Genomic DNA, 14184 nt, shown 5'->3' on the forward strand with positions numbered 1-14184 from the left:
CGGAGCCGCATTCTTAGGTTTCGTGTGTTTTTAACCGGTAAAGACCGAAAACGAAATCGCTGCGATGTTCTTTCAGATAGTCATCTTCGAATTGGAAAAGGCTTTCTAACAATTCACGACTTCTCCTGTCTGGAGTTGCAAAATGAAAAGCAATGTCTTTTAGCGCAAAAGCCAAGATATTGCCGCCAAACGGCTTCTCTTCTATCGTATGATAATATTCATGCACGGCAGGCATGATATTGGCCGAATCTACCGCTTCCGACGGATCAGCTAAGAAAACTCGAAGCCAACCGGTTCCGTAATAACGCTTTTTATACAACGACGTCTTGTAACGACGGCGATACGGTTTGTCTATCAACCGTATCGCCTTATTAATCGCTTGTATTTGCATACGAGAAAACTGAAATCGTGTCGCCCCAACATATTCGTTAATCAGAAGCATTCCTTCCGGCTTCAGACATTGCTTGATCTTTTTCCCCAATAACGTCCGGACATCACGAAAGTGATGGAGTGAATTGTTGAACATAACCATATCGAATCGCTCGGAAGCAAAATCATACTGTTCAATACTTTTACAGCAAAAGCTCAGATTATGCAGTCCTTTTTCCTTAGCTTGAGCAGCCGCCTCATCCAAATTGCCCTGATTGATGTCAAGGCAAACGATTTCCCTGAAGAGCGGACAGGATGCCAACACCAATTCATGCTGACAATATCCTGATCCCAAAGACAGGACACGCAATGGCGATTGAGCACCGGAAAGATATTTATTAATGAAATACGATTTGAAATCAATTTGTGAATCACCGGTTATCATTCGATTCCATCGTTCTTTTATTAATGGTATTTCCCACCAATTGGAAGTTCCTCCCAACGAAGCATCGAAAGCGCTAATGGATTTCTTTGTGCTGTTGAACGTCAGTTTGGACAAAAGAAAACGAATGCCCCGTTGATGCAACTTTACATACACATCAATCAAATCTTCCCATGTAATCCATCGTTTCATCTCTCAGTATACAAAACAGTTAAGATTAAAAACACGGGACAAATATATAAATAAATTTGTAGCAATCCGATTTTCGAACAAAAATTAAGTCAGAAAACAATATTTTTCTTTCAATGCGATTTATAAGTAGTAAGGTCATCATTATCTTCACACACGGTTCTCGATGCCTTGGCAGGAAAGCTGTCATCTCGATTTTTATGAAAAGACCGTTTTTTTGTGTAGATTTGTCCGTTTCAAAAGCAAGAATAAAATAATGAAAGCAGCGAATTACCATTTTGCAGAAATGATATACCGTCAAGCCGAGAAATACGACGATCGGACGGAATTACTTCATCGTGAGCCGAAGAGTGGAAAATGGCTCAAAATTTCATGGGCAGAACTTGCCGACAAGGTCCGTTTGACTTCACAAGCCATGATCGAATACGGGATCGATATACAGGAGAATATCGGGATCTATGCGCAGAACATGCCGGAATGTTTCTTTACCTCATTCGGCGCTTACGGCATCCGTGCGGCTGAAGTGCCGATGTATCCGACAAATTCACCCGATCAGATCGCATACATTATCCGTGAAGCCGAGATACGTCTCCTCTTCGTCGGAGAACAGCAACAATATAACAATGCTTTCAAGGTACAGCAAGAAATGGGCAATACGCTGAAGAAACTCGTTATCTTCGACCGAAATGTGGTACGTTATCCCGAAGACCGGACATCGATCTACTTCGATGAATTCATCCGTCTCGGCGATAATGCGCATGCCGAGACCGGCACCAAAATCCGCCGCAACGAAGCCATCGATGGCGATATTGCCTTGATTGTCTACACTTCCGGCACGACGGGCGAACCGAAAGGCGTCATCCTCACCCACGCCAATCTGCGCGAAATGATGCGTATCCACGACATCCGCCTGCCGATGGTCAACGATCACGACTTGTCGATGTGCTTTCTTCCGCTCGTACATATCTTCGAAAAAGGCTGGGCTTGCTTTTGCCTCTACAAAGGCGTACGGATGGCGATCAACCGGTATCCGAAAGAGATTCAGAAAACACTTCCCGAAATACGCCCGACCCTGATGTGCAACGTTCCGCGGTTCTGGGAAAAAGTATATAGCGGCGTACAGGAAAAGATCGAACAGTCACCGCAAATCACGCAGTGGCTGTTTCGCGATGCGATCAAGACGGGACGGCGTTATACCTTCGACTATCGGAATAATGGCCGGAAACCGCCATTAGGACTGATGTTGAAATATTATCTCTACGATAAAACACTCTTCATCATGCTGAAAAAAGCCGTCGGGCTTCAACGCGGGACGCTCTTTCCCGTTGCCGGAGCCCCTTTGGCCGACAATATCGCCACGTTCCTCCTGTCGGTAAACATTCCGATCATCTATGGATACGGTCTCTCCGAAACAAGTGCCACCGTATGTTGCTATCCGACGAAGGGATATATTGTCGGGTCTATCGGCACCATCATGCCCGGCCTCGAGGTACGGATCGATGAAGCCACGAACGAGATTCTCGTCCGAGGTAAAACCGTCACTGCGGGGTATTACAAAAAACCGGAGGAAACGAAAAAGGCTTTTACCGACGACGGCTTCTTTCGTACCGGTGACGCCGGCCGGCTCGAAGGCAAAACACTCTATTTCCTCGAACGTATCAAAGACCTGTTCAAAACGTCGAACGGGAAATATATCGCTCCGCAGGCCATTGAAATGAGCCTGAGCGGCAATACTTACATCGAACAGTGCGCTGTCATCGCCGACGAACATAAGTTTGTCAGCGCTCTTATCGTACCGGCTTTTCCGGCACTCGAAGCCTACGCCCGCAAGAAAGGAATTGCTTACGGCGATCATCGCGAACTGATCGGGAAAGAAGAAATCGTACGTCTCTTTCAATCGAACATCGAAGAGTGCCAGAAACATTTTGCTTCGTTCGAGAAGATCAAACGCTTTACCTTGCTTTCCGAACCTTTTTCGATGGAGGAGGGCGAACTAACCGATACGCTTAAGCTGCGCCGCGGCGTAATCGCCCGTCGCTATGCAGCCCAGATCGCCGCGATGTATAAAGAGTAAGCAGAAAAGTGTACCTTTGCAAATAATTGGCTCATTCAATAAAACAGGCAGAAGGTCGGTGTTGGCAAAGCACCGGCTGTAAAGAACGATGATTGAACTTTTCTATACGGGTATGATTATCGGTATTCTGGTCTCGGCTCCGATGGGGCCTATCGGGATGCTGTGTATCCAGCGAACCTTGTCGAAAGGACGATGGCACGGGTTTGTCAGCGGGCTGGGTGCGGCGCTGTCCGATGTCCTTTATGCGGCCTTTACCGGTTTGTTTATGGGACTCGTTGTGAACTTCGTGGAAGCTCATCAGCAGCCGCTCCGGATCTTCGGAAGCATTATGCTGGGCGTCTTCGGATATTACATTTTTCGCAGTAACCCGGTGAAACAGTTGAAGAAAAACAGGGAGCATAAGATGTCTTTCGTTCAGGATTTCGTATCAGCTTTTCTACTGACATTCAGCAATGTGTTGATTGTACTCCTGTATATCGGGCTGTTTGCACGGTTTGCTTTTGTCTTTTCGGCCAGCGTGTGGGATGTACCGAGCGGGTTGGGAGGCATTGCCGTAGGAGCAGTCCTCTGGTGGTTTTTCGTCACCTATATCATCTCCAAGCTTCGGCGCTGGTTTAACATCCGCGGTATCCGTATCCTGAACCAGATTGTGGGAAGCGTGATCCTCGTGCTCGCAGTCGTCGGAATTGTCTATGCCTTTATCGAATAAGTAAAACTTCTTAAATATCAGTACCGTCCATCAATTGGTTTAAATGATTTCGTGCTTTTGTGCCCATAATGGGACGAGTAAATACGCCGATATTCATCCCTTCAAAGCCAAGAGTTAGAGCAAAGCTTCAAGCACGTCTTTCGCATGCCTTGCCAAAGCATATCAATCAGAAGATAAAAAACGTGCTCCCCGAAAAGGAATCAATCAAGAAAGCTATGGATTAAGCATTTTCACGCGCTCGGCTACTTCTTCCATCAACCATTTGGGAGTGGATGTAGCGCCACAGATACCTACGCTACGGATATCCTCCGGAAGCGGCTCGGCAATATCGGCTGCCGAGGTGATAAATACCGAATGCGGATTGGCCTGAAGGCACTGTTCGAACAGCATTTGCCCGTTCGAGCTTTTCTTGCCGGCCACGAAATAGATACAATCATGTTGCAGCGCAAAATCGCGTATGTTCGGCAAACGATTGGCCACTTGCCGGCAGATCGTGTCGAAATATTGGAATGTTACGTCGGACGAAATCCTCGCGCGTATGGCTTCCACCACTTTCCCGAAGCCGTCAAGAGGTTTGGTGGTCTGTGAAAAAAGTATTATATCTCTATGAAAATCAAGTTTTTCGATATCGTCAAGCTTCTCAATCACGATGGCCGTTCCTTCCGTCTGTCCGACAAGACCGTTCACTTCGGCATGTCCTTTTTTGCCGTAAATCACTAATTGTGTTCCGTATTCTTTCGTTTCCTGATAACAGCGATGGATGCGTTTTTGCAATTGGAGTACAACCGGGCAGGTGGCGTCGATGATTTTAATCTGATTCTTTTGGGCAAGTGCGTAGGTCGAAGGCGGTTCACCATGTGCACGGAGCAGTACGGTACGGTTACGCAGATGTGCCAGATCCGCATGCCCGATCGTGTGAAGTCCCAATGCCTTCAGGCGCTCCATCTCGAGGCTGTTATGCACCAGATCACCTAAACTGTAAAGCTCATCGGTTTGCTTCAGCTCGCGTTCGGCACTTTGAATGGCTTTTACGACACCGAAACAAAAGCCCGATCCGCGATCTATCGTTACTTCTACCATGGTTTATTTTTCCGTTGCTTTACGAAACTCACGCATCAACCATGCTTGTTGTTCGGCGATGGTCATGTAAGTGTTATCTAATTCGATTGCATCGTCTGCTTTGCGAAGCGGGCTTTCGGCACGGGTCATATCCAACTTGTCACGTCCCTGTACATTCTTCAGAACTTCATCGAACGAAACGGGCTGTCCCTTCTCATTCATTTCTTTTACCCGTCTCTGTGCACGTATCTCGGCCGACGCGATTACGAAAATCTTTAGTTCTGCCTGTGGAAAAACGACCGTCCCGATGTCGCGGCCGTCCATTACGATGCCTCTTGCCTCTCCCATGGCTTGTTGTTTTGAGACAAGTGCATGACGAACAAACCCTAAAGCCGCAACCCGACTGACACGGTTCGATACTTCCATGCTACGAATCTCGGTCTCCACCGGTTCACCGTTCAGGAATGTTTCCGACATTCCCGTTTCGGGGTTCGGCCAAAAGGTAATATCTACGTTATCCATCGCTTGTTGCAATGCCGCTTCGTTTAGTGTGTCGCCATGAAAAAAGCCTTGACGTATCGCATATAGCGTCACTGCTCTGTACATAGCGCCGGTGTCGATGTAGGTATACCCGACGGCCTTGGCGAGCGCTCTTGCCATTGTACTCTTACCGCACGAGGAGAACCCGTCAACGGCCACAATGATTTTTTTCATATGCTCTGTGATGACTATACATTATATATTAAGGGTTCATTTCAGAGAGTGACATCGACAAACTCACCATTAGCGAAAGTGCCGACGGATGATAACGTGCCACCGATGCACCGATATCGAATCGGGATACATGCAAGCCGGCGCCGATCGAAAAACCGCCCAATCTGTTTCCCCCCTCTTTCAGCTTCATGTCCATGTTGGCCTTCGGATTATATCCCAGTCCGACCCAAAAATTGTCGGAGGGCAGAAAATCTACGCCGAACACGAGATGTTTGGCCAGTGTTTGAACAAAACTATCCTCGAGATTCTTTTCCGCCAGCGTCTCGTCTACATATTTGAACTTCCATTGCTTCAGATGCATGGCCGTTACGGATACACGGATCGGAGCATGCGCCATTCTTTTGGAAATTCCCATCTGAATGTCCCAAGGCAACTGCCTGCGTTCCGAATCGTATGCTTTCAGTTGTGCCCCGATATTTTTCAAGGCCACCCCGAAAGAGAGACCCTTTTCTTCGTCGTAATAGCTCAGCCCGGCATCAACCCCGATCCCGAACGACGAATATTCAGCCAGATGAGAGTATAACATCTTCATCGAGAGCCCCCCCCTCCATTTATCCGAAAGATCGTACGAATAAAAAGCCTGTACACTCATGTCTTTAGCCGAGAATTCTCCTTTGATCATCCGTGACGCATCGACTTCTTTAAAGTTGCCATAGCTGATGAAGGACCCTCCGATTCCCCAAGCACCTCGCTCGCGGTGGGCTTTGGTATAGATCGCACTGCCTACATGAATATCGCCAATATAACTCATGTAATTCAGGTTCACCATGCCGTCCATCTCTCCACCTAACAGGGCCGGACTGTGAAAAGCAAGCGACGGGTCAGCTTCGATCAGTGATACGGTATGCCCTCCCAAAGCATTGGCTCGTGCCGAGGTCGGAAAACGTAAAAACGTAAACACTTCGCCACCTTCCTGCGCCGTCAGAAACCAGGGTAAGAGGCACAGTAGCCCTCCGATTAATCGTATATTTCTTTTTCTCATTCTTTCAAAAGCGTGTGCAAAAGTACACAATTTTACCACTATGGTAATCTTTTCATACCACGATAATCATAACGGATAAAAACAAAAAAAGGTATTTGAAGGCTAACTTTTTTTCCGGGAATCAAAAAAAAAGCAAAAAAGCAAGTTTTTTTTCCGCTTTCACATGCAATCTGTAATTTTTTTGTCTATCTTTGCCTCCACGAGAATCAAATTAAGAGTAATCATTACTTAAAGAAGATAGCTATGGAAATCAAGAAATCGCGTAAAGCAGACCTTGAAGGAGGCAAAGGATTAAGCATCCTGATGGGGATAGTCGTTGGTTTAGCTGTGCTGTTTGTCGGTTTTGAATGGGGTACACAGGAAAAAACCATTCAGAAAGACGAAGGTATAGCCGATATCATCGCAGAAGAAGAAATTGATATTACAAGGCAAGAAGAAACGCCTCCGCCCCCTCCGCCTCCGCCCCCTGTGGAGCAAGTTGCCGAGGTGTTGAATGTGGTGGAAGACGATGTCGAAGTGGAAAATACCGATCTGTTGTCGTCAGAAGACAATCAGGCAGAGGCGCAAACGCAGACGTATGTTCCGCCTGTGGTAAAGGTGGAAGAAGAGGAAGAATCTTCTCAGCAGATCTTTATGGTGGTAGAGGAGATGCCCGAATTCCCCGGAGGGCAAGCGGCGTTGATGAGTTTTATTGCCAAATCGATTAAATATCCGGTGGTTGCGCAGGAGAATGGTATTCAGGGACGTGTTACTTGTTCCTTTGTGGTGAATAAAGACGGATCAATCGTGGACGCGGAGGTTATTCGCGGTATTGACCCTTCTCTAGATAAGGAGGCGCTCCGCGTAATCAACACCATGCCCAAGTGGAAGCCGGGTAAACAACGTGGAAAGCCGGTGCGTGTAAAATTTACAGTTCCGATTAATTTCCGTTTAAATCAGTAAGAAGCACATATACAAGCAGTAAAATTCTTTTTTCATTTCACAAAAAAGGTCGCCCTCTGAAAAAGCGGCCTTTTTTTTCATGTCTAAAATATGCTATCATTTGAAGATACGCTGCCGATCATTGAACATGCCGTTCGAGAGCTGCGGTTTGATGACCCACCACAGAGCCTTTTTGATCCGATTGTTTATACGCTTTCGTTGGGAGGTAAGCGCATTCGTCCTGCTTTCACCTTGATGGCGTGTAATCTTTACAGCTCTGAAGTAGAGCAGGCAATCAAACCCGCTCTCGGAATAGAAGTGTTTCATAATTTTACGTTGCTGCACGACGATCTGATGGATGAAGCTCGAAAGCGTCGGGGGCAACCGACGGTGCATGTCAAGTGGAACCGGAATACGGCGGTGCTCTCGGGAGATGCCATGCTCATCACGGCGTATCGTCTTATCGGGGAGACATCATCCGAACTGCTAAAAAAAATACTGGATTTGTTTACCCGGACAGCCTTGGAGATATGTGAAGGGCAACAGTATGATATGGAGTTTGAATCGAGGCCGGACGTGACAGAAGCGGAGTATCTTGAAATGATTCGTTTAAAAACGGCTGTACTGCTGGCTTGCAGCCTGAAAACAGGGGCGCTTATCGGCGGCGCTTCCGAGCATGAAGCGGATATTCTCTATCGCTTCGGCATCTATATCGGGTTGGCCTTTCAGTTACAGGATGATCTGCTCGATGTGTATGGCAGTCCGGAAACTTTCGGAAAGAATATCGGCGGAGATATTTTGTGCAACAAGAAGACATTTCTATTGATTCATACTTTGGCAAGCGCCTCGCCCGAACAAAAAGAACAGATTGTCTATTATCAGCATCCGGATAAAGCGGCATGCTATACGGCCGACGAAAAAATTAAGGCGATTACTTCTATTTATGATCAATTAAACATAAGGGAGCTGACACAAGAGCAGATGAAGCATTATTATAATCTTGCGATGGATGAATTAGCGCTTCTGAAAATCCCTCAGGAGCGATTGTCCGAGTTACATCGTGTATGCCGTAAATTAATGAACCGCGAAAAATAAGTTTCCGGATAGCATGATGAAATGGATCGATACCCATACTCATATTTACGGAGAAGAGTTTAACGAAGACCGTAAAGAGATGATCGAACGGGCAAAAGAGGCTGGCGTTTTTGCTGCTCTGCTTCCGAATATCGATGCACAAAGTATTCCTGCTTTGTTTCGTGTTTGTGATGAATATCCGGATTTTGCTTATCCCATGATGGGGTTGCACCCGACAAGTATAGATGCTCGTTATGTGTCGCAGTTAATGTCGGTTGAGAAGGCTTTGACACGACGTGATTACTGTGGTATTGGGGAAATCGGGATCGACTTGTATTGGGATCGTTCGTTTCTGAAGGAGCAAAAACAAGCCTTTGAAGAGCAGTTGAGATGGAGCATCGACTTGGGACTTCCGGTCAGTATTCATACTCGTGAGGCGTATGAAGAAGTTTTTGACAGTATATATAAGGTGGGAAGTGATTGCTTGAAAGGGGTGTTTCATTGTTTCTCGGGGACATGCGAAGATTTGGAAGAGATTAAACGTCTGAAAGGTTTTAAGATCGGAATCAACGGGGTGCTTACATTTAAGAACTCCGTTTTGCCCGAAATTATTCGGACGGCGCCTCTCGAAATGTTATTGCTCGAAACTGATGCTCCTTATTTGGCACCGGTCCCTTACCGCGGAAAACGGAATGAAGTGGCTTATTTATGGGAGACGGCTTGCAAGACCGCCGAGATATTCGGAATCGATCTTGAAGAGCTTTCGGTTCATACGGAAAAGAATGCGTTAGAATTGTTTAACATTCCGATCGGCATTCCCGGTTTGAATGGCAAATAACACAAGTACAGCCTTTTCTGAATTGTTTTCGGAATACTTTCGTCTTTTAGATCACTGCTCCTGCCGACAAAAAAGTTTGCATATCATATTTTTTTCGTACTTTGCACTCGTTTTTGAAAGGCATACGATTCTGGAGAGATGCTCGAGTGGTTGAAGAGGCACGCCTGGAAAGCGTGTATACGCCAAAAGCGTATCGCGGGTTCGAATCCCGCTTTCTCCGCAGGCCCAATGGGAAATTCGCCAGAAGAAAAGTATAACGCTTATAAAATAATAGAATTTATTAACAAACAAATTAAAAATAACAAAAAAAGAGAATTATTAATTTTAAATTAGCATCACTATGAAAAAGTTGTTTACAAAAGCAGTCTTAGGCGTTTGCGCCTTGGGAATCTCTACAGTAGCATTCGCTCAAGAAGCTGCAGAAGCTGTGGCTCCTGTGGAAGGGAGCATGCATCAAGCGTTAAAAACCAAGTTTATCGAAGGTGATGCCGGCTTCATGAGTCTGGTAGCGATCGCTTTGATCTTGGGTTTGGCATTTGTTCTGGAACGCATCATTTACCTGAACCTGGCTGACGTGAATCCGAACGGCATGTTGAACGATATTGAAGCTGCTCTTGACCGTGGAGATGTTGAAGGCGCCAAAGCGATTGCACGCGATACCAGAGGTCCGATTGCTTCGATTGCTTATCAAGGCCTGATGAGAATGGATCAGGGGATTGATGTGGTAGAGAAGTCGATCGTGTCGTATGGCGGTGTGCAAAGCGGTTTGTTGGAGAAGAACTTGTCGTGGATTACCTTGTTTATTGCGATGGCTCCTTCTTTGGGATTCTTGGGAACGGTGATCGGTATGATTATGGCGTTCGACAAAATCGAGCGCGTAGGGGATATCAGCCCGACGGTTGTTGCCGGTGGTATGAAAGTGGCCTTAATCACGACGGTGGGGGGATTGATCGTAGCCCTTATCCTCCAGGTGTTTTATAACTATCTGCTCAGCAAGTTGGAAGGGATTCTCAATAAAATGGAAGACGCTTCGATAACGTTGCTCGACATGGTTATCAAATACAATGTAAAATACAAAAAATAAGATCAGGCTATGGCAGTAACTAAAATAAGAAAGATGTCAAGTTGGACATTGCTGGGCGTCATGATTGTCAGTGTAATCGTCTTTGCGATGTTCTACTTTGGTGGAGTCGTTGATTCTGCTGCTGAGAAAACCGAACCGATCAATACTTCCTTGTTATTATATTGGTGCTATGTCGTATTTGGCATTGCCGTTGCGCTTTTATTGTTGTTCGGTTTGGCACAATTTCTTACAACGCTCAAGTCAAAACCTAAAGCAGCTGTCAGTTCTTTAGCGGTACTGATCGCTTTTCTGGCGATGTTGGGAATTACTTATGCAATCGGAGATGTAACTCCACTGCCCGGCATCAATGCAGATTCAGCTCAATATAATGTAGCGAGTTGGCTGAAAATATCGGACATGTGGATCTATTCCATTTACATTCTGTTGGGATTGTCCGTTTTAGCCATCATAGGAGGCTCTGTTAAAAAAGTATTCAGCAAGTAAAACGCATAACAAGAAAGAAAATGGGTAAAAAAAGAAAAGTTCCGGGAATTAATGGATCTTCTTCTGCCGACATCGCTTTCATGTTGTTGCTCTTCTTCCTTTTGACGACCTCGATGGATACCGATATGGGATTAGCGCGAAGGCTTCCCCGTCCTCCTGAAAAACAGGAACAGGATCAAGAAATTGATATCAAAAAGAGGAATATGCTTGTCGTGCTGATCAGTTCCACGAATCAAGTATTATGCGGAGACGAATACATGGATGTGAAACAGATTCGGGCAAAAGCGAAGGAGTTTATCGCGAATGTGAATAATGATCCAAACTTGCCGGAAAAAGAAGAAATTGATGTGCCGTTCTTTGGCAAAATGATGGTGACGAAATCGCACATTATTTCATTAAAGAATGACCGCGGTACGCAGTATCAGGCTTATATCAATGTGCAGAACGAATTGGCTGCGGCCTACAATGAATTGCGTGACGAAATATCCAAACAGAAGTGGAATAAAACGTTTGCGGAATTGAATCCGGAGCAGCAAAAGGCTGTTCAGACCATCTATCCGCAGAAGATATCGGAGGCAGAGCCGAAGAATTACGGTGAGAAAAAAACAAATTAAAAAAGGAGGAATATAATGGGAAAGTTTAATAAATCGGGAGGACGTGAGATGCCCGAATTGAACACGGCGTCATTGCCCGACTTGGTATTCGCCTTTCTGTTTTTCATCATGATGGTAACGACAATGCGTGAGGTGACGTTGAAAGTTCAGTTTCGTGCGCCACAGGCTACTGAGCTTCAGAAGCTGGAGAAAAAATCGTTGGTGACATTTATCTATGTCGGAAAGCCGATGCCGGAATATCAGGCTAAGATGGGTTCGGAAAGTCGCCTTCAGTTGAACGATGCATTTGCGGAAGTTTCTGAGGTAGGAAGTTATATTGGTCAGGAGAAATCGAGTATGAAGGAAGAAGATCAACCTTTCATGACCGTTTCTATTAAAGCCGACTATGACACGAAGATGGGACTTGTTACAGACCTGAAGCAGGCTCTTCGTGAGGCATACGCACTCAAGATCAGTTATTCGGCACGCAAGAAAGTCGATTGATCATGAATATTTGAGAGTGATTCGACAAAGGGTTGAACATCTTCTGTAAAAGGAGAATTTCAGCCCTTTGCCTATTTCTTCTCAAACGAATGACTAAAAAATGGGGAGATAAAATTAAATCGATAAAAAGATTCGCACTGTACTAAAGCATCATGCAAAACTCTAATATTGAAAAAACGATGGCATCATACGAATTAGACAAATTAGATGAAAAAATCCTTAAACTTATCATAGGAGATGCACGTAAACCGTTTCTTGAGGTTGCGCGGGTATGTAATGTTTCCGGAGCTGCAATTCATCAACGGGTGCAGAAATTGATCCATACAGGAGTGATTAGAGGCTCCGAATTTATGCTTGACTATCGTATGGTCGGGTATAAAACATGTGCTTATATGGGGCTTTTTCTTCAGGAACCGGGACAATTCACTTCGATCGTTGAGGCGTTAAAGGATATTCCGGAAGTTGTCGAGTGCTATTATACGACAGGTAAGTACGATCTTTTTATTAAAATCTATGCGCGAGATAACGAACATCTGCTTAAGGTTATTCATGACAGACTCCAACCGCTCGGACTAGCTCGTACGGAGACGTTGATTTCACTTAAAGAAGGGTTTCGCAGGCATTTGCCGATCGATTTTAACAGAGAAAACAGTAAAGAAAAAAAGGTAAAGTGAAAAGCTTGGCTGGGCATGTTGTAGCGATTAACGAGGTCCCCCAAAATACGGCTTTTTTCTTATCAATGAGGCATGTTGGCTAAATGATTATTTCCGGGACAGCCTGTTTTTAGCTAATCGCTGTTGATAACAATTTAAACGGTGGTGCATTGTATGTCGAAAAGCAGTTGTCATTCAAATAAAAGACCGTGGTCGAGCAGAATCGGCTACGGTCTTTTTTAGGATGAGGAAACAAGCAATCGATTATCCGCCGAGGAATCCCAGCAGGATACCGGCTGCAACAGCCGAACCGATAACGCCTGCCACATTCGGACCCATGGCGTGCATCAGCAAGTAGTTGCTCGGATCATACTCCAACCCGACGGTTTGCGAGATACGCGCCGAGTCCGGTACGGCCGATACCCCGGAGTTTCCGATCAAGGGGTTAATCTTGTTACCCTCTTTCAGGAAAATATTGAAGAACTTCACGAACAGGATTCCTGCACACGTAGCAATCACGAATGATAAGGCTCCCAGCATAAAAATCTTAATCGAGTCCAAAGTAAGGAATTGGGTCGCTTGTGTAGAGGCGCCGACTGTCACTCCCAACAGAATCGTAATCGTATCGATTAGCGGCCCGCGGGCGGTCTCTGCCAAACGACGAGTTACTCCGCTTTCTTTTAGCAAATTGCCAAAGAAGAGCATTCCCAAGAGCGGTAAGCCCGAAGGAACGAGAAAGCACGTGAGCAAGAGGCCGATGATCGGGAAGATAATCTTTTCGGTCTGTGATACGGCCCGCGGAGGTTTCATCCGGATCAGCCGCTCCTTTTTCGTTGTTAATATACGCATAAAAGGAGGTTGAATGATGGGTACGAGTGCCATATACGAATAGGCTGACACCGCGATGGCTCCCATCAGGTTAGGGGCTAACTTGGATGAGAGGAAGATGGCCGTGGGGCCGTCTGCGCCGCCGATGATGCCGATAGCTCCTGCCTGACTCGGTTCGAATCCCATTTGCAATGCAATGATATAGGCGCCGAAAATACCGAATTGAGCAGCTGCTCCGATCAACATCAGCTTTGGATTCGAGATCAATGCCGAGAAGTCCGTCATCGCGCCAATACCTAAAAAGATAAGCGGGGGATACCATCCTTTCACCACGCCCTGATACAAGATGTTGAGTACGGATCCTTCTTCGTAAATGCCCACCTGCAATCCCGCATCTTTGAACGGAATGTTTCCGATCAGGATACCGAATCCGATCGGAATCAACAGCATGGGTTCGAACTCATATCTGATTGCCAAGAAGATAAACAGGAGTCCAACCAGAATCATGATCAGGTGTCCCCCGGTTGCATTGGCGAATCCTGTATAGGAGAGAAACGTCTGCATGTTCTCTCCCAAAAATGATAAGAAGCTTTCCTGCATGACTTTTC

The 14184-nt window shown here is 45.8% G+C and carries 15 protein-coding genes and 1 tRNA gene; 11 read left to right on the forward strand and 5 right to left on the reverse strand.

What is annotated here, in order from left to right:
- Positions 1-13: 13 nt before the first annotated feature.
- A complete protein-coding gene (locus Tanf_RS12395; RefSeq protein ID WP_014224370.1) occupies positions 14-1003 on the reverse strand; it encodes a class I SAM-dependent methyltransferase in 990 nt (329 codons plus the stop codon).
- Between the two features lie 253 nt (positions 1004-1256).
- On the opposite strand from Tanf_RS12395, the gene Tanf_RS12400 reads away from it, so the two are divergent.
- Entirely contained in the window at positions 1257-3074 is a 1818-nt protein-coding gene (locus Tanf_RS12400) for an AMP-dependent synthetase/ligase (protein WP_046826090.1), read from the forward strand.
- 88 nt (positions 3075-3162) lie between these two features.
- Positions 3163-3783, forward strand: a complete 621-nt coding sequence (locus tag Tanf_RS12405) for a LysE family translocator (RefSeq protein ID WP_046826073.1) — start codon at positions 3163-3165, stop codon at positions 3781-3783.
- Positions 3784-3996: 213 nt separating this feature from the next.
- Here Tanf_RS12405 and Tanf_RS12410 read toward each other — a convergent pair whose 3' ends face one another.
- From Tanf_RS12410 to porQ, 3 genes are read right to left on the reverse strand one after another with little or no spacing between them, the layout of a single operon-like run.
- Positions 3997-4863, reverse strand: coding sequence for a 4-hydroxy-3-methylbut-2-enyl diphosphate reductase (locus tag Tanf_RS12410; protein ID WP_046826074.1), 867 nt, complete (start codon positions 4861-4863; stop codon positions 3997-3999).
- A 3-nt stretch (positions 4864-4866) separates the two neighbouring features.
- Entirely contained in the window at positions 4867-5556 is a 690-nt protein-coding gene (gene cmk, locus Tanf_RS12415; protein WP_014224375.1) for a (d)CMP kinase, read from the reverse strand.
- 28 nt (positions 5557-5584) lie between these two features.
- Positions 5585-6598 (reverse strand): type IX secretion system protein PorQ, encoded by a 1014-nt coding sequence (porQ, locus tag Tanf_RS12420; RefSeq protein WP_041590664.1) that lies wholly within the window; start codon positions 6596-6598, stop codon positions 5585-5587.
- A gap of 243 nt (positions 6599-6841) precedes the next feature.
- Between porQ and Tanf_RS12425 the strand changes: the two genes are divergently transcribed.
- From Tanf_RS12425 to Tanf_RS12465, 9 genes are all read left to right on the forward strand, one after another.
- Entirely contained in the window at positions 6842-7540 is a 699-nt protein-coding gene (locus tag Tanf_RS12425) for an energy transducer TonB (RefSeq protein ID WP_014224377.1), read from the forward strand.
- Positions 7541-7630: 90 nt separating this feature from the next.
- Positions 7631-8614, forward strand: coding sequence for a polyprenyl synthetase family protein (locus tag Tanf_RS12430; protein WP_014224378.1), 984 nt, complete (start codon positions 7631-7633; stop codon positions 8612-8614).
- 16 nt (positions 8615-8630) lie between these two features.
- Complete coding sequence (locus Tanf_RS12435; protein WP_041591111.1) at positions 8631-9431, forward strand: TatD family hydrolase; 801 nt, start codon at positions 8631-8633, stop codon at positions 9429-9431.
- 132 nt (positions 9432-9563) lie between these two features.
- Positions 9564-9651, forward strand: a tRNA-Ser gene (locus Tanf_RS12440).
- Positions 9652-9771: 120 nt separating this feature from the next.
- On the forward strand, positions 9772-10515 hold the full coding sequence (locus Tanf_RS12445; RefSeq protein WP_014224380.1) for a MotA/TolQ/ExbB proton channel family protein: 744 nt from the start codon (positions 9772-9774) through the stop codon (positions 10513-10515).
- A 9-nt stretch (positions 10516-10524) separates the two neighbouring features.
- A complete protein-coding gene (locus Tanf_RS12450) occupies positions 10525-10998 on the forward strand; it encodes a hypothetical protein (RefSeq protein WP_041590665.1) in 474 nt (157 codons plus the stop codon).
- A gap of 20 nt (positions 10999-11018) precedes the next feature.
- Complete coding sequence (locus tag Tanf_RS12455) at positions 11019-11612, forward strand: biopolymer transporter ExbD (RefSeq protein WP_046826075.1); 594 nt, start codon at positions 11019-11021, stop codon at positions 11610-11612.
- Positions 11613-11627: 15 nt separating this feature from the next.
- Complete coding sequence (locus Tanf_RS12460) at positions 11628-12095, forward strand: ExbD/TolR family protein (protein WP_014224382.1); 468 nt, start codon at positions 11628-11630, stop codon at positions 12093-12095.
- Positions 12096-12274: 179 nt separating this feature from the next.
- Positions 12275-12769 (forward strand): Lrp/AsnC family transcriptional regulator, encoded by a 495-nt coding sequence (locus tag Tanf_RS12465; protein WP_041591112.1) that lies wholly within the window; start codon positions 12275-12277, stop codon positions 12767-12769.
- A 243-nt stretch (positions 12770-13012) separates the two neighbouring features.
- Here Tanf_RS12465 and Tanf_RS12470 read toward each other — a convergent pair whose 3' ends face one another.
- On the reverse strand, positions 13013-14176 hold the full coding sequence (locus Tanf_RS12470; protein ID WP_014224384.1) for a sodium ion-translocating decarboxylase subunit beta: 1164 nt from the start codon (positions 14174-14176) through the stop codon (positions 13013-13015).
- Positions 14177-14184: the final 8 nt, after the last annotated feature.

The organism is Tannerella forsythia (genome assembly GCF_001006485.1).
Classification (GTDB): domain Bacteria; phylum Bacteroidota; class Bacteroidia; order Bacteroidales; family Tannerellaceae; genus Tannerella; species Tannerella forsythia.